The organism is Streptomyces sp. Y309 (genome assembly GCF_056712025.1).
Window position 1 is genome coordinate 8,821,525 of the sequence record NZ_CM160048.1, and the last position, 21,436, is coordinate 8,842,960.

Consider the following 21,436-nt stretch of genomic DNA (forward strand, 5'->3'; position numbering starts at 1 on the left):
TGCGAGCTATCGGGTGGATCGCCCACTGTACGGGCGAGCGGGAGGCGTGGGGTGCGCTGCTCTTCCCGGGGTTTCCGGGAGCCCGGGGTTGTCCTGGGGTCCGGGGTCGTCCTGGGGTCACCTCAGCTCGTCGACATCGACCGTCCCCGCTCCCGCCACCGGCTCGGGCACGGCCGCCCACAGAACGGCTCCCGCCAGGGCCACCGCGACCACCGCGATCACCCCGCGCCTGCCCCGCGCCCACCCCACCCGGAACCGCACCGGATCCTCGACGAACCGCTTCGTCACCCCGGCGGCCACCAGCGAGACCCCGCTCGCGACGGCGGTCCCGCCCCAGTCCCCGAGCGCCGAAAGGCGCGGCAACAGCAGCAGGTACACCGGCCAGTGCCACAGATACAGGCTGTACGACAGCTGTCCCAGGCCGCGCGGCAGGCGGCTGCCCGCGATCCGTGCCGCCCGGGTGCCCGGCACCTGGGCCATCAGGACGATCAGCACGGCCGCGGCCAGCGAGTGGAAAAAGAGCCCGCCCCGGAAGAGCAGGGGCGCCTTCTCGCCCTCGGTCACCAACCACGCCACCGCAAGCCCGCACCCCAGGACCAGGCACACCAGCTCGGCCGCGCGGCGCGGCACCCGGCGCGCGAGGTTCCGCACCGGCGCGGTGGCCACGAACGCCCCGAGCAGCAGGGCGGCGCCCCGGGTGTCGGTGCCCTCGTAGGCGCGGGTGGTGTCCACCGCGGCACCGAACGAGACGGTCAGCGCGAGGGAGACCAGGGCACCCGCCCCGGCGAGCGAGGCCACGATCCGCTCACCCCACCGCCCCCGGGCGGCCACCGCCACCACCAGCGGCCAGACCAGGTAGAACTGCCACTCCACACCGATGCTCCACAGGTGGGCGAAGACGCGGGTGTCGGAGGCGTTCCAGTAGCCGAGCTGCTCGGTGATGTAGTGCCAGTTGACCGCCTGGGCCCCGACCCAGGGCAGGTCGTCGAGCGCGAAGCGCAGCTGCGCCGTGCTCCCCCATGCCCACGTGGCCAAGACGGTCACGATCACCACACAGAAGAGCGCGGGCAGCAGGCGACGGGCACGGCGGCCCCAGAACGCGGCCAGGGCGACCCGGCCGCGCCCCGCCGCCTCGCCGAGCAGCAGCCCGGTGATCAGGAACCCGGAGAGCACGAAGAACAGGTCGACGCCGAGGAACCCGCCCCGCAGATGCCCGGCGTGGAAGAGCAGCACGGCCGCGACCGCGAACCCGCGCAGCCCGTCGAGGGCGGCCAGGTGCGCACGGCCCACGCCGCCGGCGCGCGCGGCCGCACGGTGCCGGGCCTGCACCGTACGGCCGCGCACCGACCCCGGAGATGTAAGAGGAGACGAAAGAGACGAAAGGCGCGACGGCATGCAGTCGGCCGTCCCGTCACGCGGCACAGCGGAGCTTGCTGTACCGCTCGTCGCCGGTCCAGGACTTCTGGGCCCAGGAGTCCACCGACGCCGGCGTGAAGCCTTCCTGCTCGCCGAGCTTCCCGGTGAACCACTTGGCGAAGGCGGCCGCCCCCTGCTGGCAGTTGTGGATCCCGTCCGAGGCGCGCTGTGCCTTCCCCGCCGAGGCGTCGGTGCCCCACACCTGTGAGGCGTCGAAGTACGCCGCCGTGCCCCCGCTCTTCCCCGCGACGTCCGCGGCCACCTTGGGAGCGGTACGCATCTGCGCCTCGTGCTGCTTGTAGAACCCGTCGATCTTGATGGGCGGGGGCGAGACGAACACCACCTTGGCCCCGGCGTCCTTGACCGTGTCGACGACCTTCTCGTAGGCGGCCCGCTGCTGATCGCGGTTTCCCCAGTCGTACGTCGTGACTTGGTAGGCGACCACGGTGGGACGGAACGACTCGATGTCCTTGGCCAGTTGCTTCCACGTCGCGCCGGAGATCATCTGCGTGATCTTCTCGCCGCTGTCGACGACCGTGCCGCCACCGTCCGAGGAGGAGTCCTTGAACTCCACACCGCCGGCCTTCAGGGCAGCGCCCAGGGCGGGAGCCTCGGCGCCCGCGATGGAATCACCCAGCCACAGCACCTTCGTACCGGTGCTCGTCGTCTTGCTCTGCCCCTCGTCCTTGGTGCCGGAGCCGTTCTCGCCGCATCCGGCCAAGGTGAGGCCGAGCGCGGTGACTGCGGCGACCGCGCCGAGGGCGTGGCGCGCCGGGCGGTGAGGAAAGCGGGAACGGGACTTGTTGTTGCTGTTCATGCCCCTCAGCAGAACAGCCTTCGAGCGCCCCACCGCCCGCTGTCATCGTTTGCTCATAGTCCGGGCAAGGAGCGCTCATGAAGTCCGCCGCCGCTCCGGCTCGACGGCGGGTTTTCGGCTTTGTGTACGAAATCTGCGCTCTGTATTTCCCTGGGCCGTCGAGGTAAAAGGGTGGGCATGCTTCTTTCTCACGGACCTTGCGGACCTTGCGGACCTCACGGATGTTGCGGACCTTGTGGGCAAGATGGTTCCGACCGGCACGGGAACAGCCATGGTGAGTAGGCGGCATCTGCTGGCCGGGCCGGTCGGAGCGGCGGCCGTCGCAGCCTTGGGGCAGCCGGCCGGGGCGGTCCCTTCCGATCCTGCGGGCGAGGCGCGGGTCGTCGTGGACGGGCGGCCGGACTGGGACGCGGTGCGGGCGCAGTTCCGGCTGGAGCCGGGCTGGGTGAATCTGGCGATGTTCTATCTGGCGTCGCATCCACGCGTGGTGCGTGCGGCGGTGGATCATCTGCGCCGGCAGATCGACGCCAACCCGCTGTCGGTCACCGCGGGGCTGTCCCTGCCCGACGGCCCGACCGGGTGGCCGCGGGTCCGGGCCGCCCTGGCCGACTATCTGGGGGCGCGGCCCGAGCACCTCGCGATGACAGCCAGTACGACCGTCGGGCTTGGCGTGGTCTACAACGGCGTGCGTACCCGGCCCGGCCAGGAGTACGTGCTGACCGGCAACGACCACCGCTCCCACGTGGAAGCGGCCCGGCTGGCGGCGGCCAAGCACGGCGCCAGGGTGCGGCTGTGCTCGTGGTTCCCCGACCCCGCACGGGCTACCGCCGAGGAGATCACGCGTGCGATCCGGGAGCAGATCCGTCCCCACACCAGGGTGTTGGGCGTCACCTGGGTGCAGTCCAGCACCGGGCTGCGGATGCCGGTACGTCAGATCGCCGAGGTGGTACGGCAGGCCAATCAGGGCCGCCGGGACGCCGATCGCTGTCTGCTGGTGGTCGACGGGGTGCACGGACTGGCCGCCGTCGACGAGGACGGGGCACGCCTGGGAGCCGACGTGCTGGTCGCCGGAACGCACAAGTGGCTGTTCGGGCCCCGCGGGACCGGGCTGGTGTGGGTGTCTCCCCAGGTGCTCGACCAAGTGCGGCCGACGTTCGCCACTTTCATTCGCGGCGGCGGGGCGGCGCCCTTGTCCCCGGGTGGCTTCCTGGCCTTCGAGCACGCCTTCGCCCTTCCGGTGTCCGTCGCCTTCCACCGGACGCTCGGCCGGACCCGTGTCGCCGACCGCATCACGGAACTCTCCACCCGGGCCAAGCAGGGTCTGGCCCGCATCCCGGGCGTGACCGTGCACACCCCGTCGGCGCCCGAGCTGTCCGCGGGCATCACCTGCTTCAGCGTGCGCGGCCGCGGCAACGAAGAGGTGGTGGCCCTCGCCGCCGAGCGAAAGATCCGGCTGTCGCTCGCCTCCCACCACAGCCGGCCCTACCCGCGCATGGGCACCGGCATCATGAACTCACCCGACGACATCGACACCGCGCTGACCGCGATCGCCGACATCGCACGCGGGCACCGCCGGTAGGGCGCCTCGGCGGCGATGCGGCCAACTGGCAGGACGTCACCGGCAGTACGTCAATGGCGGCACGCCACCGGCCGTACGCCTAAGGCCGTACCCCTCGATACGTCCTGCCCCCGCGGCGTGGCAGCGCCTCCGGTACGTCGTCGGGCGAGGCGATCGTCTCCACGGCCAGGTGCAGCTCCGTCCTGGTCGTCGCCGACGACAGATCCAGGGTCAGGACCCGGCCGCACTCGGCGAGCCAGGTCGTGAGGGTCGTCCGGTGCAGGCCCAGCGCGGCGGCGGCGGGAGCCGTACGGCCCCGGTGTGCGAGCCAGCACCGGAGCGCGATGCGCAGGCGGGTGTCCAGCGGTTCGAGCAGCGCCGACGCCCAGCGGCCGGCGTGCTCGGGGGCGAGCAGGTCGGTGGGCAGGGGCGGGCGGGGACTTACCCGGGTGGGCGAGATTGTCGACGGGGGAGTGGCCGCCGACGAAGGAGTGGACGTCGATGGGGAAGCGGCCGCCGACGGGGGAGTGGCCGTCGGCACGGCGGCGGCCGGGGCTCGCAGGGCGAGGAGCAGTTGGGCCTGCACCGTGGGGTCGTCGAGATCGGCCGCGAGCAGCGCCCTGATGCCGCGCAGCCGTGTCCGTACCGTGCCCTCCGCCACGTCGAGGGCCTGCGCGGCGGCCAGAGCCGATCCCGAGCGCAGCCAGGCCTCCAGGGTGCGGCGCTGCTCGCGGTCCAGGGGCCCAAGGACGCCCGCGGACCAGTCGGCGAGCCGGTCACCCGGTACGACGCGCAGCAGCCCGTGCGCGCCCAGACCGGTCGCGGAGGTGAGGCAGCCGACGGCGGCGCTGTGGCGTGCCGTGCCCGCCTCGGCCCACGCGGTGGCGAACATGTCCAGGGGAGCGGGATCCGCCGCCCCGCCGGCCAGTTGATGCCGGTCGGCGACGCGGGCGACGAGCGAGAGCATCGCGTTGTGGTCCCCGTGGGCGCCGTGGAGGGCGACGACCACCAGCTCCGCCCCGTCCAGACAGATCAGCACGCGCGTGCCGCCGAGGACCGCGCCGGGCTGCGCCGCGCGCCACAGGGCCTGGTAGGCGGTGTGCACGGTGCGCCCGGCGAGCCGGTACACCGTGGCGTGCGTGGCGCCGCCGCCCAGCACCTCCGCGGCCAACTGGTCGTGGCCGTGCAGCAGCAGGCGCAGCACCGCGGAGTGCAGCCGCTGCTCGGCGCCGCGCACCTCGTCCGCCCGCCGGGCCCGCACCCGCAGCAGATCGGCGGTGGCCCGCGCGATGAGGCCCGCCTGGGAGGCGGACGTCCTGCGGGGGCCGAGGACGAGGACGGTGCCCGCGGCGTCGGTCACCTGGTGGATCGTGAGGTGCGGGTGGGCCTGGGGGTGCGCGGCGGCCCGCTCGCCCTCGGGCCCGGCCGAGTGCGGGGTGCTGTGGACGGCACCGGCGACCGGGTCCACGAGGACGGCCCAGCCGTCGGCCAGCTCGGCCGCTTCGGCGATCAACGCCGCGCCGGAGCGCGCGGCCGCCCGCGTGAGTCGGCGCATCATGCGGCCGGACAGGTCGTGCGCGGCGGAGGCGGGCGTGGCGGAGGCGGGCACGGGCGCCGCGACGTGCTGCGGACGGCCCGCGCCGCTCGTCGTCATGAGATGCCGCTCGTCGTCATGAGGTGCCGCTCGTCATCATGAGATCCGTGCGACGCCGCCCCAGCCCGCCCGCACGGTGAGGCGGCCGGTGGTCGCGTCGGGCCGCCAGTTGGGCCAGGACACATAGCCGGGCTCGACCAGTTCGAGGCCCTCGAAGAAGGCCACCGTCTGCTCCGGCTCACGGAAGATGTAGGGAATGGCGCCGGAGTTGTTGTACGCCTCCTGCACCTCCCGGTGCTTGTCGTCCGCGGCGGTGGAGTGGCTCAACGACACATAGCTGCCCGAGGGAAGACGTTCCACCAGTCGCCGTACGAGCGACAGGGCCTCGTCCCAGTCCACGATGTGGCCGAGCACATCGTTGATCACCAGGGCGATGGGCCGGGTCATGTCCAGGGTCTTGGCGGCGCCCTCCAGGACGGCGTCCGTGTCGCGCATGTCCGCCAGTACGTAGTCCATGGCGCCCTCGGGCGTGCTCTTGCGCATGGCGTGCACGTGCAGCAGGACGAGCGGGTCGTGGTCGACGTACACCACCCGGCAGTCGGGGGCGATGCGCTGGGCCACCTCGTGGGTGTTGTTGGCCGTCGGCAGGCCGGCGCCCACGTCGAGGAACTGCCGGATCCCGGCCTCGCGCGCCAGCCACGTCACCGTACGGATCAGGAAGCCGCGCGACTCCTGGGCCATCGGCTCGATCAGGGGGTACTTGTCGCGGTAGGCGTCGCCCGCGGCCTGGTCGGCGGGGAACCAGTCCTTGCCGCCCAGCCAGTAGTTCCAGACGCGTGCGCTGTGGGCGACGGATGTGTCTATCTGCTGGGGGTTGGTCGGCTCGGTCAAGGCAGTGCCTCTTTCGACTTGTCGGGATGGAGGGCGATGGCGCAGGAGTAGTCGAGGAGCAGGCGGTAGTCGGTCACGGTCGCGGTGGCGTCCCAGATCTCGGCGCTGCCTGCCGGGCCGCCCTCCCGGACCACGCGGTCGGGGATCTCCGGCGCCTCGACGCGGTAGACAGTGATCGCGGGCGTGCCGGTCAGGGCGTGCGGGGGCCCGTCCAGCGGGTGGATCTGCAGGGTCACGTCGGGCCCGTCGACGGCGGCCCGAAGAGCTGACATCTGCTCGGCCATGACGTCGTCACCGCCCACGCGGGTGTGCAGCGCCGCGGCCGACATCACGGCCCAGACGCGCGTCTGCTGTGCGCGCAACTGTTCTTGACGCTTCATCAGCAACTCGGTCCGCGCGTCCTTGGCGGCGGCGGACAGGTCCGGCCGCAGGGCGTCGTCGACCGCGCGGGCGTAGGCGCGGGTGCGCAACAGGGCGGGGACGAGGGCCGGTTCCCAGGCGCGGACCATGCTGGCGGCGGACTCCACGCTCATCAGGTCGAGTTGCCACGGATCCATGACGGCACGCCACGGATGCCACCAGCCGGGGAGGTTCGCCGTCGCGAGCTTGCCGAGGAATTCGTCGATCTCCGCGGCAGGTGATCCGTACGCCCGCAGCAGCGCGCGGACCTGCCCCTCGTCCAGGGACGTCTGCGCCTGCTCGATACGGCGGACGGTGACCGGGTGGGCGCCGAGCGCGTCCGCCGCGTGCTGACGCGTCAGCCCCGCCGCCTCGCGCAGGATTTTCAGCCGGGTGGCCAGAACGAGGTGCGCGAGGGTCGGGCCTGACCTTTCGCGGGCCACGAACTCTCCTTCCGGCACTCACCGCAACTTGCGGACAGTGCACACCTTGTCGCTTGCAATCTCTGTTCGCAACCCTTTGAGTGTGCAGGAAGACATCACCAACGCCTCGGGCAGAAGCGGGAGATGACGTGCTGACACTGGGCACGCTGGTCGGCAGGGCCGAGCTCGGGCTCGCCTTCGCCGGAGGGATCGACGCTGCCCGGTACGAGCAGGCCGGGGTGACCGGACTAACGGCCCTGACCCTCCATCAACTCCTGGAGGGCGAGCCGCAGCGACGCCTCGAGCCCGGATCCCTGGTCCTGGTCACCGGCCTGCCGTTCCGGCTCCGGGGCCACGCGGAAGTCGCGCTGGAGACGCTCGTGGAGCAGTTGGCGCTGGACAAGTGCGCCGGCCTGGTGGTGAACGCGACGTCCGGCGCCCATCAGCCGTTCCCGCAGGCGATGCGCGACCTGTCCACCGCACTCTCCATCCCCCTGCTGGTCACCACCGCGCCGCCGCGGGAGTGGGCCAAGGCGCGCCACCGCTTCCAGGAGAGCCGGCTGTCCGGTGCCGAGCGCCGCGCCGCTCAACTCGCCACGCTCGTCCAGCAGATGCCCGCCCAGCTCGCCGACCCGCGGGCGATGCAGCGCATCGCGGACTGGCTCGCGCGCGCCCTGCACGTGCAGGTGCTCGTCAGCGAACCGCAGCGCGTCCTGGCGGCCTCGCCGGCCACCGCGGCCGAGACGCTGGCACCGGCGATCATTCACCGGTCCGTCGGTGCCGCCGCCGAGGCGGCCGCCGGGCCGCACACCCGGCTCATCGCCCTCGCCCCGGCGCACGGAGCGGACACGGTGCTGGCCGTGGCCCGCACCTCGCCCCCGTTCGACGACGCCGATGTCCGGCTCCTGGGGCAGACCGCGAAGCTCCTCGGCCTCCTCGACCAGGCGCGCCGCGAGTACTGCGCGGCCGCCGACGCCTCGCGTGCGGCCAGAAGAGCCGCGGTGGAATTGCTCCTCGACGCCGAGGTCGACAAGGCGCGCCGGGTCATGGCCCCGCAGGCCCCCGGTCTCCTGGAGCCGGAAACGGCCCGCGTCTTCGTCATCGAGACCGCGCGCACCCACCGGGACGCCGTCGTACGCCGGTGCGAGGCCGTCACGGCGGGCCGCGCCCTGGTGATCGCGGATCCGCGTGAGGAGCGCCGGGTGCTGGTCGTACAGCCGATGCAGCAGCCCGCCCGGGCGGGGCGGGCCGGTGACGGCGCGTCCGGCGTATCCGTTGTGGGCGGCACGGCCGGGCTGCCCGGCGCGTCCGGAGTGCCCGCCGAACTCGCCCGCCTGGTCGCGGCCTTGGGGGCCGAAGCCTCCCTCAGCGGCAGCGGCATCTACTCCATGTCGATGCTCGCCGACGCACTCAAGGAGGCGGTCGCAGCCCAGCGGTTCGCCCTCCACCAGCCCGACGCGGTCGCGCTGTCCGCGCACCACACCGATCTGGTCGGCCTGCTCCCGCCGCGCGACGCGCAGCGCTGGGCCAGGCATCTCCTCGACCCGCTGATGCGGCACGAGGCCCAGTGGGAGCAGATGCGCGAGACGCTGGCCAGCGCCCTCGCCCACCCCTACACCGTCGCCGCACGGCGTCTGCATCTACACCGCAACACCGTCACGCGGCGCGTGACCCGGGCGGCGGAAGCGCTGCGCGTGGACTTCGGCACCGTCGCCGACCGCATCGCCGTCGGCCTGGCCCTGGAGCTGGTCACGCAGCGGGCACGCCCGGTGGCGTCCGCCGAGCCCGACGGAGAGCCGCCGACCCTCACCTCACTGCTGGCCGCACCCCAGGTGCTGGCCTGGGCCGACACCCTGCTGCACACCGCCCGCGGCGACCGCCGCGACCTGCTGGCCACCGCCACGGTCTGGCTCACCCACAACGCCCACATCGAACCGGCCGCGCGCGCCCTGGGCATGTCGGAGGCCACCGTGCGCTCCCACCTGCGTGCCCTGGAGCGGCACACGGCCCGGGACTTCAGCACCTTGAGCGGCCTGCGCGACCTGCAGTTCTCCCTGCACGTCGTGACCGGCGAGCTCGACGTCGCGGACAGCCGCGGCGTGCTGTGCCCGGCGACGTGAGGCGAGTTGAGGCGGCGTGAGCTGAGCGCGCCGCGAAGTCAGGGCGAGGCATCCGGCATCGCGAAAACCAGAGGCGCCCGGCGCCCCGACTGAGTACGGTGTACGCCAATCCTCTGGACAGCCGTGCGACCCGTACAAGGAGCACCCGTGAAGGTCACCCCTGCCGACAGCCACACCCTGATCCAGGTCCGCGGAGCGCGCGAGAACAACCTCAAGGACGTCTCCGTCGACCTGCCCAAGCGGCGGTTGACCGTGTTCACCGGAGTCTCCGGCTCCGGCAAGTCCTCGCTCGTGTTCGGCACCATCGCCGCCGAGTCGCAGCGCCTGATCAACGAGACGTACACCGCGTTCGTCCAGTCGTTCATGCCGAACGTCGGCCGCCCCGACGTCGACGAGCTGCGCAACCTCAGCGCCGCGATCGTCGTCGACCAGGAGCGGATGGGCGCCAACTCCCGCTCCACGGTGGGCACCGCCACGGACGCGTACACGATGCTGCGCATCATCTTCAGCCGCCTCGGCGTACCGAACATCGGCACCTCCGGCGCGTTCAGCTTCAACCTGCCCGAAGGCATGTGTCCGGAGTGCGAGGGCACAGGCGAGGTCTCCACGGTCGACGTCGACCAGCTCCTGGACCGCGAACTCTCCCTCAATGAGGGCGCCCTCACCCTCCCGCACCACGCGGTGGACTCCTGGGGCTGGCAGATCGTGGTCAACTCCGGTTTCTTCGACCCCGACAAGAAGCTGACGGACTTCACCGAGCAGGAGTGGGCGGACCTCCTGCACAAGGGCCCCGTCAAGGTGAAGGTCGGCTCCAACGGCTTCACGTACGAAGGCCTGATCAGCAAGATGCAGCGGACGCTGCTCGCCAAGGACCGCGACGGACTCCAGCCGCACATCAGGGCGTTCGTGGAGCGCGCCGTGGTCTTCGCCCGGTGCCCGCTGTGCGGCGGCACCCGCCTCACCCAGGAGGCGCTCTCCTCGAAGATCGACGGTGTGAACATCGCGGAGTGCTCCGCGATGCAGATCGACGACCTCGCCGACTTCGTCCGCTCCATCGAGGACGCCGGCACCGCACCGCTGCTCGCCAACCTCCTCGACCTGCTCGACTCGCTCACCGAGATAGGCCTCGGCTATCTCAGCCTCGACCGCCCCTCGGGCACCCTCTCCGGCGGCGAGGCGCAGCGCGTGAAGATGGTCCGCCACCTCGGCTCCAGCATCACGGACGTCACGTACGTCTTCGACGAGCCGACGATCGGCCTGCACCCGCACGACATCCGGCGCATGAACGACCTGCTCCTGCGGCTGCGCGACAAGGGCAACACGGTGCTCGTCGTCGAGCACAAGCCGGAGGTCGTCGCGATCGCCGACCACGTCGTGGACCTCGGCCCCGGCGCGGGCGCAGCGGGCGGCGAGATCTGCTTCACCGGGGACGTGGCGGGGCTGCGCGCCTCCGGCACCCTCACCGGCCGCCACCTCGGCCACCGCGCCCGGCTCCGCGACACCGTCCGCACCCCCAAGGGGCAACTGCCCATCGAAGGCGCCGACTTGCACAACCTCAAGGGCGTCTCGGTCGACGTGCCGCTCGGTGTCCTCACCGTGGTCACCGGTGTGGCCGGTTCCGGGAAGAGCTCGCTGATCCACGGCTATCTGTCCGGGCGGGACGGCGTCGTGGTCGCCGATCAGTCGGCGATCCGCGGTTCGCGCCGCTCGAATCCGGCGACGTACACGAACCTGCTCGGCCCGATCCGCGACGCCTTCGCCAAGGCGAACGGCGTCAAGGCGGCCCTGTTCAGCGCCAACTCGGCAGGCGCCTGCCCCAAGTGCAACGGCCTCGGGCTGCTCTACACGGACCTGGCGATGATGCAGGGTGTCGCCTCGGTGTGCGAGCAGTGCGAGGGCAAACGCTTCACGCCGGAGGTCCTCACGTACCACCTGCGCGGCAAGAACATCAGCGAGGTCCTCGGCATGTCGGTCGCCGAGGCGTACGACTTCTTTCCCTCCGGCCGGCCGCACACGATCCTCGGCCGCCTCGCCGACGTCGGCCTCGGCTATCTGCGCCTCGGCCAGCCGCTCAACACCCTCTCCGGCGGCGAGCGTCAGCGCCTGAAGCTCGCCATCCACATGGCCGAGAAGTCCTCCACGTACGTCCTCGACGAGCCCACCACCGGCCTCCACCTGGCCGACGTGGACAAACTCCTCGCCCTGCTCGACCGCCTGGTCGACGACGGCAACTCGGTCGTCGTCATCGAACACCACCAGGCCGTCATGGCCCACGCCGACTGGATCATCGACCTGGGTCCGGGCGGCGGCCACGACGGCGGCGAGATCGTCTTCACCGGCACCCCGGCCGAACTGGTCAAGGACGGCGACACTTTGACGGCACGTCACCTGCGGGAGTACGTCGGGTCGTGAGCGGCGGCTCGCTCGGACGGTGACAGGTGGGCGCGCTCTCCCTGCGCGCCGAACAGGGTGAGCAGCTCCGCGGGCCGGCCGTCGGCGCTGCCGATCCAATGCGGTACGCGGGTGTCGAACTCCGCGGCCTCGCCGACGCCGAGCCGGAACTCCCGCTCGCCGAGCACGAACCGGACGCGCCCGTCGAGGACGTAGAACCACTCGTATCCCTCGTGGGTCTGCAGGTTCGTCGTGGGCGCCCGTCCGGCGGGGGGATGGATCACCTTGTAGGCCTGAACACCCCCGGCGCGCCTGGTCAGCGGCACCACCGTCAACCCGTTCCGCCGCACGGGCCGCAGATGGACACGCGGGTCGCCGGTGGGCGGCGCCGCGACCAGGTCGTCGAGCGGGACGCCGTGGGCCCGGGCCAGCGGCAGCAGTTGCTCCAGAGTAGGGCGGAGCTTCCCGTTCTCCAGGCGCGACAGCGTGCTCGCCGTGAGACCGGTCTCGGTCGCCAGTGCCGCCAACGTGGCACCCCGCGCCTGGCGCAGGGCACGCAGGCGCGGCCCGACTCCGGCGAGAACGTCTTCTTCGGTGCTGCCCATGAGCCCAGCATGCGGATCCGCAACTTTCCTTGCAAGAACGGAATGGCGCTGACGATGCTGACCACGGAGGTGACCATTCAATGCTCACAACAGCCGTCACCACTCAACTGCTGGCGTTCCTCGCCGAAAAGGCGGCCCGATGAAGCGGGCGAAGGACACCGGGCCCCCGCGGACCGGCGCCGACGAGAAGGCCACCCTGGTGGGATTCCTCGACTATCTGCGCGGCGCCATCGCGGACAAGGCCGCGGACGTGCCGGAACCGCAGGTCCGCACCGGCGGGACGCCCTCCGGCACCAGTCTCCTCGGGCTGGTCAAGCATCTGACATGCGTCGAGCGGTTCTACTTCCTCGGTGAAGCGACCGACGACTGGGGCAGCTCCATGCGGCCGTCCCCCGAGGAGACGGTCGACGGCGTGCTCGCCGGCTACCGGGAAGCCGTCGAGCGGGCGAACCAGGTCATCGAGGCCTGCCCGGACCTGACGTTGCCCGCGCCGCGCCCTCCGCGCCGGGGATCGGCACCGTCCATGCGGTGGGTCCTGGTGCACATGATTGAGGAGACCGGCCGGCACGCCGGTCACGCCGACATCCTCCGCGAGCAGATCGACGGGTCCATCGGTCGCTGAGACCCGCGTGCGGACTCAGTCCCGACGAGCAGGACTCAGCCTCGACGAGCACAACCCGTCAGCTGCCCCTGCGGGCGTTGAGCCGGGCCGCCTGGCGCGTCAGGTGGTCGCGTTCGGCGAGGTTGGGCGCCTTCTGGGCCGCCTCGGCGTACAGCCGTGCCGCCGTCTCCAGGTCGCCGTCGCGCTCGTGGAGGTAGGCCGCCACCGCGGTGTGGCGGGGCAGGGTGTCGTCAAGGGCCGCGAGCTCCGCGAGGCCCGCGCGCGGTCCGTCGGCCTCGCCCACGGCCACCGCCCGGTTGAGCCGGACGACGGGACTGTCGGTGAGGCGCGCGAGCTCGTCGTACCACTCGACGATCTGCACCCAGTCGGTCTCCTCGGCGGTGGGCGCGTCGGCGTGGAGCGCCGCGATGGCGGCCTGGGTCTGGAACTCGCCGAGCCGGTCGCGGGCGAGGGCCGCCTGGAGGATCCCGACGCCCTCGGCGATCGACTTGGTGTCCCACCGGCCGCGGTCCTGTTCGGCGAGCGGCACCAGGCTCCCGTCGGGCGCGGTCCGGGCGGCGCGCCGGGCGTGGTGGAGCAGCATGAGGGCGAGCAGCCCCGCCACCTCGGGGTGGTCGATCGCGCCCGCGAGCTGCCGAGTGAGCCGGATGGCCTCGGCGGCGAGGTCGACATCGCCCGAGTAGCCCTCGTTGAAGACCAGGTAGAGGACGCGCAGCACGGTGGCGACGTCGCCGGGCTTGTCGAACCGCACGTCGGAGACGGTGCGCTTGGCCCGGCTGATGCGCTGCGCCATGGTCGCCTCGGGAACCAGGTAGGCCCGGGCGATCTGGCGGGTGGTGAGACCGCCCACGGCGCGCAGTGTGAGCGCGACCGCGGACGACGGCGTGAGCGACGGGTGGGCGCACAGGAAGTAGAGCTGGAGCGTGTCGTCCACCGCGGGCGCGGGCCCGGGCGCCGGTTCCTCGTCGACGAGGTCCTCACGCCGGCGGCGGGCGGTGTCCGCGCGGGTCGCGTCGAGGAACTTGCGCCAGGCCACGGTGACCAGCCAGCCCTTCGCGTCGCGCGGAGGGCCGGCGGGCCAGACGCGGACGGCCTCGACCAGCGCGTCCTGCACGGCGTCCTCGGCCGCCGCGAAGTCGGCTCCGCGGCGGACGAGGATTCCGAGGACGCTCGGTGTGAGGCTCCGGAGCAGGGCTTCGTTCATCTCATGAGCCCCTTCCGGGGTCGCTTCGGAAGTCACTGCAGTGGTCACTCCGTGATGGTGGGCTGCACGCCGTAGAACGGGCGCAGCTCCAGCCACTCGTGGATCGGCTTCCCGCCCGCGCCGGGGGCGGCCGACAGTTCCCCGGCCAGCTCGACGGCGCGCTCGTAGCTGTCGACGTCGATCACCATCCAGCCGGCGATGAGGTCCTTGGTCTCGGCGAACGGGCCGTCGGTGACGGGCGGGCGACCCTCGCCGTCGTACCGGACCCACGTCCCCTCGGGGGCGAGCGCCTGCCCGTCGACGAACTCGCCGGTCTTCTCGAGCCGGTCCGCGAAGTCCTGCATGTACTGCATGTGGGCCGAGATCTCCTCCGGCTTCCACTGGTCCATGGGTACGTCGTTGATCGCTGCCGGGGCGCCGCGGTAGTGCTTGAGCAGCAGGTACTTGGCCATCGTGGTTCTCCTCGGTACTGGTGCGGCCCATTGTGGTCGCGTTCACTGCGGGGACGGAGCCGGTCTCGGGTTCTCGACATCACCATCCAAACTTTTTTGGGCGTCGGCGGCAGGACATCAGGGGGAGCGGTCATCCGTCCGGCTTGTCCGACCTGTCCGGCAGGAACGCGCCATTCGTGTCAGCGACTGACATGCGCGGTCGGGCGGGGGAGGTGCGACTCCTGCGAGGTCGTGGGGTGGGGCGGCACGCAGACCGGTGCCGCAAAGCTCCGGTCGGTGTCATAAACCGGCCATCCAGTGGCACTCAGGGCCGACCGTGGCGAAGTTGGCCGAACCGGGCATGGTCAGAGTAGGTGCATGGGGCATGAAGTGGGACTCGGAACACCGGACGACCCGTCCGAGCACAACGGAGGCCTCCATGGTGCAAGCCACGCCCTTCCCTCAGGACCGTACCTGTCCCTATCACCCGCCCACCGGATACCGGCCGTTGAGCGAGCAGAGCCCGCTCAAGCGCATCACCCTCTACGACGACACCGAAGCCTGGCTCGTCACCGGACACGCCGAGGCCCAGGCCCTGCTCACCGACCCCCGGCTCTCCGCGGACCGGCAGAACCCGGCCTTCCCGCTGATCGCCCGGCGCTTCGAGCTCTCCCGCCGGGAGCCGCTCGCGCTGCTCGGCGTCGACGACCCGCTGCACAACAAACAGCGCCGCACACTGATCCCCACGTTCGGCGTGAAACGCGTCGCCGCCATGCGGCCCAGGATCCAGCGTGTCGTCGACGAACTCCTGGACGCCGTCGTCGCCCAAGGACCGCCCGCCGAACTGGTCGCCGCCTTCGCCCTGCCCGTACCGTCCATCGTGATCTGCGACCTTCTCGGTGTCCCGTACGCCGACCACGACTTCTTCGAAGAGGCGTCGCGCCGGATCCTGCGCAGCCCCACCGCCGAGGGGTCCGAGGCGGGCCGTCGGGAACTGATGGACTATCTGGGCGACTTGATCGACCGGAAGGCCAAGGCGGCCGGGGACGCGCCGGGCCCGGACGCCACCCCCGAGGGCGTACTCGACGAGCTGGTCCGCGAGCGGCTGAGCGACGGCACCCTGGACCGCGACGAACTCGTACGCCTCGCCCTCATCCTGCTCGTCGCCGGGCACGAGACCACCGCCAACATGATCTCCCTCGGCACCTTCACCCTGCTCGAACACCCCGACCAGCTCGCGGCCCTGCGCGCCGACCCGGACCTGACCCGCGACGCCGTCGAGGAACTGCTGCGCTTCCTGTCGATCGCCGACGGGCTCGTGCGCATCGCGACCGAGGACATCGAAGTGGCCGGGCAGACGATCCGCGCCGAAGACGGCGTGATCCTCTCCGCCGCCACCGTCAACCGCGACACCGCCGTCTATCCCGACGCCGACGCCCTCGACGTGCGGCGCAACGCCCGGCACCATCTCGCCTTCGGCTTCGGCATCCACCAGTGCCTCGGGCAGAACCTCGCCCGCGCCGAGCTCGAGATCGCCCTGCATTCGCTGCTCGCCCGCATTCCCGACCTGCGGCTCGCCGTGCCCGCGGACGAGATCCGGATGAAGCCGGGCGACACCATCCAGGGGCTGCTCGAACTGCCCGTCACCTGGGGGCGCGGCTGATGCGCGTCACCATCGACACCGGCGTGTGCATCGGCGCCGGTCAGTGCGTCCTGACGGCGCCCAAGGTCTTCACCCAGGACGACGACGGCTTCAGCGACTTGCTGCCCGGGTGCGAGGACGGCACGGGGGATCCCATGGTCCGGGAGGCGGCGCGAGCCTGTCCCGTGCGGGCCATCACGCTCGAAGAGGACTAGGCGGGTCCGTACGTCGCGTCGGCGCACCCCGCGCCGACGCGGCGTACCACCCACGGGACAATGACACGATGCGCATCCGAGCCGTCCACAGCAGCGAGTTGACCCGCCTCCAGGACATCGAGCGAGCCGCGGGCCGCTGTTTCCGCGACATCGGCATGGACGAGATCGCCGACGACGACCCGCCCGCCCTCGACGAACTCGCGCGCTACCGGCAGGCCGGGCGCGCCTGGGTGGCCGCCGATCCGGCCGACGTCCCCGTGGCGTACCTCCTCGCCGAGCCCGTCGACGGCAACCTCCACGTCGAGCAGGTGTCCGTGCACCCCGACCACGCGCGCCGGGGCATCGGCCGCGCCCTGCTCGAACACCTCGCGGACCGCGCCGCGGCCGACGGGCTCCCCGCGCTGACCCTCACGACGTTCCGGGACGTGCCGTGGAACGCCCCGTACTACGCGCGCTGCGGCTTCGTACTCCTCGACGAGGACGAACTCGGCCCCGGGCTGCGGGCCGTCCGCGAGAAGGAGGCCGCGCACGGCCTGGACCGCTGGCCGCGCGTGTGCATGCGGCGGTGGCACGGCAGGGGGCGAAGCGGCGCGACCGGGGTTGGGTCGGCGCGGCAGGGATGAACCGACACGGCAGAGGGCGAAGCGGCGAGGGGTGAAAACCGGCCTCAGTGAGCCGCAGTGCGGCCTGTGTCGGTCGGAGGGCTTCAGTCCGGGCCTGGTCTGGACCTACCATCGGTCGGCATGAGCGGGCGAGAGTTCCCCCTCGGGCGGCCGGAGCGCGCGCTCCGGTTCCGGAACCGGTTTCCGGCCGAGGCCGCCGCGGCGCGCACCGCGCGCCTCAAGGGTGCCCCTTGCCTGCTCGTGGCGCTGCTCTGCCTGGTCATGGCGCTCGGTCCCGTCGCCACCGTCTTCCCCGGGGACATGGGGCAGAAGGGCCAACGCGCCGCCGCGACCGAGCTCTTCGGGCCACCGGCCGACGCGCTCGAAGTCCGCAGTGAGGCGCGTGGCAGCGGTTGCCACGGCGGTGGCGAGCGCGAGGCGCCGCGCGAGGCCGTGCTCCCCGTACCCGAGCAGCCGGGCGCCCCCGAGCAGCGGGCCGGCTCCCCGCGCCACGACCCGGGCCGGGGCCTTGCCCGGCTCGGCGGTACCTCGCCGCCCGACACCACCGCCGTCGACCTGTACAGAACCTGCGTGATCAGAACGTAGAGGGCCCTCTCCTCCCTCACTCCACCCGTCCCCCTCCCCAACCGGCACAAGGAGAGATCCACCATGTCGTCACCTTCCACCACCCCCACACCGGCAAGTGCGCGGCACCGCCATGGCGGTGCCGCGGCCCTGTCCCCACAACCCGGCACCGACATCGGCTTGTTGCTGCTGCGCCTCGCGGTCGGCCTCACCATGGCCGCGCACGGTTCGCAGAAGCTCTTCGGCTGGTTCGACGGTTCCGGCCTCGACGGCACCGCGGGCTTCTTCGCCGCCGACGGCTACAAGGCCGCCAAGGCGATGGCCTGGGTCGCCGCGCTCACCGAGACCCTGTGCGGCCTCGGCCTCGCGATCGGCCTGCTCACCCCGCTCGCGGGCGCGGGCATCCTCGGCATCATGCTCAACGCCATCGCCGTGAAGTGGGGCGGCGGCTTCTTCAGCCCTGAAGGCATCGAGTACGACCTGGTGCTCCTGGCCGCCGCGGTGTCCGTGGCGCTCGCGGGCCCCGGGCGCCTCGCCGCCGACGAGCTCCTGCCCGTCCTGCGCGACCACCGGTTCGCACGCGGGGTCGCGGCCGTCGTACTCGGCGCGGTCTCGGCCGCGTTCGTGCTGGTGGTCCTGCGGGACTGAGCCCGCGACCGCTGTGGTGCGGGCCCGCTCGGCCCTTCGGGCGGGCCCGCACCCTCTCTCGCCGCTTGACGGGCGGCGGATTCCTGCCTTGGGTGTACGAGAACTGATGCCACGTCGAGGTCAGGAGCGGCAAGCCATGCCCGAGCAGGGGAACCACGACCCGGAGCCGCCCCGCGAGACGGGGTCCGCCGACCGCGTGCCCATGACCGCCGCAGAGATCGAAGCGGCCAGTCCGGGCGCGGCCGCCAAGCTCAACGACCGGGTCACGCTGGCGGAGTGCGACCCCCGCTGGCCCCAGGTCTTCGCGCGCGAGGCCGCACGCATCGGCGGCGCGCTCACGGACGTACGGCACACGATCGAGCACGTGGGCTCGACGTCGGTGCCGGGCCTGGCCGCCAAGCCGGTCATCGACATGCTCCTGACCGTCCCCGACCCGGGCGAGGAGACGGCGTACGTGCCCGCGCTCGAACGACTCGGCTACGCCCTCGCCGTCCGGGAACCGGACTGGTACGAGCACCGCGTGCTGCGCCGGCACGACCTCGCACCCGGCGCCGCGTCGGCGAACCTGCACGTGTTCCCGGCCGACTGCCCGGAGTCCGCCCGCATGCTCCGGTTCCGCGACTGGCTCCGCGCCCACGACGACGACCGCGACCTGTACGCCCGCACCAAGAGGATGCTGGCCGAGCGGACGTGGGAGTACATGCAGAACTACGCCGACGCCAAGACGGACGTGGTCGAAGAGATCCTCAAGAGGGCGGAGGAGGCGTAGGCACTACCATCCCGTCATGCGACCGGCTCATTACAGCGACGAAGACCTGGAACAACACTCCCTGTGCCGAAGGGTCGCGGACGACGGACAGCGCTCGGGATTCGAGCACGACGTGGACCGGATCCTGTACTCCACGCAATGGCGCGCGCTCGCGGGCAAGAGCCAGGTCGTCGCCAGCGGTGAACTCGGCGCCTACCACACCAGGCTGACCCACTCGATGAAGGTCGCCCAGCTGGGCCGGCGGATGGCCGAGCGCCTGGAGCGGCGCTACGGCGGCCCGAACCCGGCGCTGGTCGAGGCGGCCTGCATGGCGCACGACATCGGTCACCCGCCCTTCGGCCACGCCGGCGAGACCGCGCTGCGGGCGACGATGGACGAGCTGCACTTCGCGGGCGGCGTGCTCGACAGCTTCGAGGGCAACGCCCAGACCCTGCACATCCTCACCTTCCTGGCCGCGCACAAGTACCCCGGTCACCGCGGACTGCACCTCACCCGGGCCTGCCTGGACGCCGCGACGAAGTACCCCTGGGAACGCCTCCCGCGCGACGTCGACCCCGCGCGGCACGCCAAGTGGGGTGTGTACGCGGTCGACCGGGAGGCGTTCGCCTGGGTGCGGGCGGGCCGGAGCGACGCCGCGGTGCCGGTCGAGGAGCAGGTGATGGACTGGGCCGACGACGTCACGTACGCCTGTCACGACGTGGAGGACTTCTACCGCACCGGACTGATCCCGCTGGCCGCGCTCTTCCCGCCCCCGGGAGCCGCGGGCGGCGACACCGAGCGGGAGACGCGGCGCTTCCTGGACTATGTGGAGGCCAAGCGCCGCCGCGCCGGCGACGCCTTCGACCGGGACGAGGCGGTGCACCTGCTGGCCGGCATCGCCAAGGCACTGTCGGTGCCGGGGCCCTACGCCGGCCGGCACGAGGACGACGTCGCCGTCAACGCCCGCACCGCCAAGCTGATCGACCACTTCACCCGCGACATCGAGCTGGAGGTCGGCGGCCCGGCGGCGATCCGCCACGGCGCCCGGCTCGTCGTCCCCGCCGACCGCCGAGCCGCCTGCGACCTGCTCAAGGAACTGGTCTGGTGCTACGTCATCGACCGCCCGGCACTGGCCACCCAACAGCACGGAAAGCGCCGCATCGTCTCCGAACTGCTGCGCTGGACCAACGAATCCCCGGGGCTCCTGCCCACCGACCGGGCCGAGGAACTCGACCTCCACGGCGACCCGCTGCGCGCCGCGGCCGACCACGTCGCGTCCCTCACCGAAGACCAGGCCATGACCCTGCACCGCCGCCTGTCCGGCACCAGCCTGGGATCCGTCAGCGACGCCACCTGGCTGTGAGGCGTCACCGCTTCAGCGCGAGGCCCCGCTGTTCGCCGATGAGTTTCGGGGCCGAGGCTGCGGGGGCCGCGCTCGACTCCCGTACGACCAGCTCCGGTGCGAGCCGTATGGCCCGCTGCGGGCCTTCGGCGCCAGGTGCCGCCAGGCGTCGGTTCAGCAACTGCGTGGCCTCCGCGGCCAGTTCGGCCACCGGCTGACGGACGGTCGTGATGCCCGGTGCGGACAGCGCCGCCATCGGGATGTCGTCGAAGCCGGTGACGGCCACGTCGCCGGGCACGTCCGCGCCGAGCTGCTGCAGCCGCTGCAGCGCGCCGACAGCGATGAGGTCGTTGGCGCACACCAGCGCATCGGGCCGGGCGTCCCACACCAGGTCGACGGCCGCGCGGCCCCACTCCACGGAGAAGTCGCCGAGCGCGACCCGCCCCGGAGCCCCGGCGTCGAGGGTGCCGGAACCGGCCGCGTACGCCGCGCGCCGCTCGGCCGCCGCCGAAGCCGTCCCGTCGGCACCGAGGAAGCAGACGCGGCGCCGGCCCGCGGCGGCCAGATGATCGAGTACGAGGGCCATGCCCGCGGAGTTGTCGACGGCCACGGAGTCCGCGATGCCCGGGCCGCAGCCGCGGTCCATCAGGACCAGCGGCACCCGGGCGGCGGCCGCGGCCACCGCGTCGCGGCTGCGGCGCTCGTCGGCCGGGATGACGAGGAGGGCGTCGACGCGCCGGCTCAGCAGGTCGTCGATGTACTCGGCCTCGGCCACCGGATCGTCGTCGCAGTCCGCGAGCAGCACGGCGCGGCCCTCGGCGTGCAGGGCGTGGGTGAGCTCGCGCACGAGCGCCGGGTAGAAGGGATTGGTGATCTGCGGCAGGACCAGGCCGACGGTGCCGGTGGCGCGGCTGCGCAGGGCGCGGGCGGCGTGGTTGGGGCGGTAGCCGAGCCTCTCGGCGGCCTCGCGGACGCGGCGGGCGGTCTCGGCGCCGACGGGGCGGGTTCCGGCGAGGACCCGGGAGACGGTGGCGACGGAGCAGCCGGAGGCCCGGGCCACGTCCCGCAGTGTCACGTCCGCCACGTCTGTGCCCACCCCTTCGGTGAATTTCGGCAAACGTTATCAACGGCTGTCGGTCGCTACCAGGGTCCCTTTCGCGGTGAAGATCACAGCTTTGCCGCCC

Annotated in this window: 20 protein-coding genes; 11 read left to right on the forward strand and 9 right to left on the reverse strand. The window is 72.3% G+C overall.

The window, feature by feature from the left end; translation table 11 throughout:
• Window positions 1-117: 117 nt before the first annotated feature.
• Together AC0KTA_RS37140 and AC0KTA_RS37145 are read right to left on the reverse strand one after the other, a co-directional pair.
• On the reverse strand, window positions 118-1,344 hold the full coding sequence (locus tag AC0KTA_RS37140; protein ID WP_481052586.1) for an acyltransferase family protein: 1,227 nt from the start codon (window positions 1,342-1,344) through the stop codon (window positions 118-120).
• Window positions 1,345-1,411: 67 nt separating this feature from the next.
• The gene (locus AC0KTA_RS37145; protein WP_481052587.1) at window positions 1,412-2,233 is read right to left on the reverse strand and encodes an SGNH/GDSL hydrolase family protein; all 822 of its coding nucleotides are present in this window, start codon (window positions 2,231-2,233) and stop codon (window positions 1,412-1,414) included.
• A 271-nt stretch (window positions 2,234-2,504) separates the two neighbouring features.
• Here AC0KTA_RS37145 and AC0KTA_RS37150 point away from each other — a divergent pair, with 271 nt between their 5' ends.
• Entirely contained in the window at window positions 2,505-3,812 is a 1,308-nt protein-coding gene (locus AC0KTA_RS37150; protein WP_481052588.1) for an aminotransferase class V-fold PLP-dependent enzyme, read from the forward strand.
• Between the two features lie 79 nt (window positions 3,813-3,891).
• Here the strand turns inward: AC0KTA_RS37150 and AC0KTA_RS37155 are convergent, their stop codons facing one another.
• From AC0KTA_RS37155 to AC0KTA_RS37165, 3 genes are read right to left on the reverse strand one after another with little or no spacing between them, the layout of a single operon-like run.
• On the reverse strand, window positions 3,892-5,445 hold the full coding sequence (locus tag AC0KTA_RS37155; RefSeq protein WP_481052589.1) for a helix-turn-helix domain-containing protein: 1,554 nt from the start codon (window positions 5,443-5,445) through the stop codon (window positions 3,892-3,894).
• 36 nt (window positions 5,446-5,481) lie between these two features.
• A complete protein-coding gene (locus AC0KTA_RS37160; RefSeq protein ID WP_481052590.1) occupies window positions 5,482-6,276 on the reverse strand; it encodes an SAM-dependent methyltransferase in 795 nt (264 codons plus the stop codon).
• Window positions 6,273-7,118: a helix-turn-helix domain-containing protein gene (locus AC0KTA_RS37165; RefSeq protein WP_481052591.1), complete on the reverse strand. Its 846-nt coding sequence runs from the start codon at window positions 7,116-7,118 to the stop codon at window positions 6,273-6,275. Before AC0KTA_RS37165 ends, AC0KTA_RS37160 begins: the two co-directional genes overlap by 4 nt.
• Before the next feature lie 128 nt (window positions 7,119-7,246).
• Between AC0KTA_RS37165 and AC0KTA_RS37170 the strand changes: the two genes are divergently transcribed.
• Together AC0KTA_RS37170 and AC0KTA_RS37175 are read left to right on the forward strand one after the other, a co-directional pair.
• Window positions 7,247-9,217: a helix-turn-helix domain-containing protein gene (locus AC0KTA_RS37170; protein ID WP_481052592.1), complete on the forward strand. Its 1,971-nt coding sequence runs from the start codon at window positions 7,247-7,249 to the stop codon at window positions 9,215-9,217.
• Window positions 9,218-9,364: 147 nt separating this feature from the next.
• Window positions 9,365-11,629 carry an ATP-binding cassette domain-containing protein gene (locus AC0KTA_RS37175; protein WP_481052593.1) on the forward strand — a complete coding sequence of 755 codons (2,265 nt, stop codon included), beginning with the start codon at window positions 9,365-9,367 and terminating at the stop codon, window positions 11,627-11,629.
• Here the strand turns inward: AC0KTA_RS37175 and AC0KTA_RS37180 are convergent.
• Window positions 11,602-12,213: a helix-turn-helix domain-containing protein gene (locus AC0KTA_RS37180; protein ID WP_481052594.1), complete on the reverse strand. Its 612-nt coding sequence runs from the start codon at window positions 12,211-12,213 to the stop codon at window positions 11,602-11,604. The two genes, AC0KTA_RS37175 and AC0KTA_RS37180, sit on opposite strands and share 28 nt — an antisense overlap.
• Before the next feature lie 139 nt (window positions 12,214-12,352).
• Here AC0KTA_RS37180 and AC0KTA_RS37185 point away from each other — a divergent pair, with 139 nt between their 5' ends.
• Window positions 12,353-12,835 carry a DinB family protein gene (locus AC0KTA_RS37185; protein WP_481052595.1) on the forward strand — a complete coding sequence of 161 codons (483 nt, stop codon included), beginning with the start codon at window positions 12,353-12,355 and terminating at the stop codon, window positions 12,833-12,835.
• Window positions 12,836-12,893: 58 nt separating this feature from the next.
• Here the strand turns inward: AC0KTA_RS37185 and AC0KTA_RS37190 are convergent, their stop codons facing one another.
• Both AC0KTA_RS37190 and AC0KTA_RS37195 read right to left on the reverse strand, forming a co-directional pair.
• Complete coding sequence (locus AC0KTA_RS37190) at window positions 12,894-14,039, reverse strand: RNA polymerase sigma factor (RefSeq protein ID WP_481052596.1); 1,146 nt, start codon at window positions 14,037-14,039, stop codon at window positions 12,894-12,896.
• A 44-nt stretch (window positions 14,040-14,083) separates the two neighbouring features.
• Window positions 14,084-14,491: a YciI family protein gene (locus AC0KTA_RS37195; protein WP_481052597.1), complete on the reverse strand. Its 408-nt coding sequence runs from the start codon at window positions 14,489-14,491 to the stop codon at window positions 14,084-14,086.
• 418 nt (window positions 14,492-14,909) lie between these two features.
• Here AC0KTA_RS37195 and AC0KTA_RS37200 point away from each other — a divergent pair, with 418 nt between their 5' ends.
• From AC0KTA_RS37200 to AC0KTA_RS37230, 7 genes are all read left to right on the forward strand, one after another.
• Window positions 14,910-16,133, forward strand: a complete 1,224-nt coding sequence (locus AC0KTA_RS37200) for a cytochrome P450 (RefSeq protein ID WP_481052598.1) — start codon at window positions 14,910-14,912, stop codon at window positions 16,131-16,133.
• Window positions 16,133-16,327 (forward strand): ferredoxin, encoded by a 195-nt coding sequence (locus AC0KTA_RS37205; RefSeq protein WP_481052599.1) that lies wholly within the window; start codon window positions 16,133-16,135, stop codon window positions 16,325-16,327. The genes AC0KTA_RS37200 and AC0KTA_RS37205 overlap by 1 nt, the downstream gene beginning before the upstream one ends.
• 68 nt (window positions 16,328-16,395) lie before the next feature.
• Window positions 16,396-16,950, forward strand: a complete 555-nt coding sequence (locus tag AC0KTA_RS37210; protein ID WP_481052600.1) for a GNAT family N-acetyltransferase — start codon at window positions 16,396-16,398, stop codon at window positions 16,948-16,950.
• 120 nt (window positions 16,951-17,070) lie between these two features.
• Window positions 17,071-17,535, forward strand: coding sequence for a hypothetical protein (locus AC0KTA_RS37215; RefSeq protein ID WP_481052601.1), 465 nt, complete (start codon window positions 17,071-17,073; stop codon window positions 17,533-17,535).
• Window positions 17,536-17,598: 63 nt separating this feature from the next.
• Entirely contained in the window at window positions 17,599-18,162 is a 564-nt protein-coding gene (locus AC0KTA_RS37220; protein WP_481052602.1) for a DoxX family protein, read from the forward strand.
• 136 nt (window positions 18,163-18,298) lie between these two features.
• Window positions 18,299-18,931 (forward strand): GrpB family protein, encoded by a 633-nt coding sequence (locus AC0KTA_RS37225; protein WP_481052603.1) that lies wholly within the window; start codon window positions 18,299-18,301, stop codon window positions 18,929-18,931.
• Window positions 18,932-18,947: 16 nt separating this feature from the next.
• Window positions 18,948-20,273, forward strand: coding sequence for a deoxyguanosinetriphosphate triphosphohydrolase family protein (locus AC0KTA_RS37230; RefSeq protein WP_481052604.1), 1,326 nt, complete (start codon window positions 18,948-18,950; stop codon window positions 20,271-20,273).
• A gap of 4 nt (window positions 20,274-20,277) precedes the next feature.
• On the opposite strand, the gene AC0KTA_RS37235 is transcribed toward AC0KTA_RS37230, so the two are convergent.
• On the reverse strand, window positions 20,278-21,336 hold the full coding sequence (locus AC0KTA_RS37235; RefSeq protein ID WP_481052605.1) for a LacI family DNA-binding transcriptional regulator: 1,059 nt from the start codon (window positions 21,334-21,336) through the stop codon (window positions 20,278-20,280).
• Window positions 21,337-21,436: the final 100 nt, after the last annotated feature.

Excerpts from the sequence above, each read along its gene's own strand:
- AC0KTA_RS37155 (WP_481052589.1), bottom strand. The coding sequence starts at position 5,445 with ATGACGACGAGCGGCGCGGGCCGTCCGCAGCACGTCGCGGCGCCCGTG.
- AC0KTA_RS37180 (WP_481052594.1), bottom strand. The coding sequence starts at position 12,213 with ATGGGCAGCACCGAAGAAGACGTTCTCGCCGGAGTCGGGCCGCGCCTG.
- AC0KTA_RS37205 (WP_481052599.1), top strand. The coding sequence starts at position 16,133 with ATGCGCGTCACCATCGACACCGGCGTGTGCATCGGCGCCGGTCAGTGC.
- AC0KTA_RS37190 (WP_481052596.1), bottom strand. The coding sequence starts at position 14,039 with ATGAACGAAGCCCTGCTCCGGAGCCTCACACCGAGCGTCCTCGGAATC.
- AC0KTA_RS37215 (WP_481052601.1), top strand. The coding sequence starts at position 17,071 with ATGAGCGGGCGAGAGTTCCCCCTCGGGCGGCCGGAGCGCGCGCTCCGG.
- AC0KTA_RS37200 (WP_481052598.1), top strand. The coding sequence starts at position 14,910 with ATGGTGCAAGCCACGCCCTTCCCTCAGGACCGTACCTGTCCCTATCAC.
- AC0KTA_RS37195 (WP_481052597.1), bottom strand. The coding sequence starts at position 14,491 with ATGGCCAAGTACCTGCTGCTCAAGCACTACCGCGGCGCCCCGGCAGCG.
- AC0KTA_RS37225 (WP_481052603.1), top strand. The coding sequence starts at position 18,299 with ATGCCCGAGCAGGGGAACCACGACCCGGAGCCGCCCCGCGAGACGGGG.
- AC0KTA_RS37230 (WP_481052604.1), top strand. The coding sequence starts at position 18,948 with ATGCGACCGGCTCATTACAGCGACGAAGACCTGGAACAACACTCCCTG.
- AC0KTA_RS37210 (WP_481052600.1), top strand. The coding sequence starts at position 16,396 with ATGCGCATCCGAGCCGTCCACAGCAGCGAGTTGACCCGCCTCCAGGAC.
- AC0KTA_RS37220 (WP_481052602.1), top strand. The coding sequence starts at position 17,599 with ATGTCGTCACCTTCCACCACCCCCACACCGGCAAGTGCGCGGCACCGC.
- AC0KTA_RS37145 (WP_481052587.1), bottom strand. The coding sequence starts at position 2,233 with ATGAACAGCAACAACAAGTCCCGTTCCCGCTTTCCTCACCGCCCGGCG.
- AC0KTA_RS37150 (WP_481052588.1), top strand. The coding sequence starts at position 2,505 with ATGGTGAGTAGGCGGCATCTGCTGGCCGGGCCGGTCGGAGCGGCGGCC.
- AC0KTA_RS37185 (WP_481052595.1), top strand. The coding sequence starts at position 12,353 with ATGAAGCGGGCGAAGGACACCGGGCCCCCGCGGACCGGCGCCGACGAG.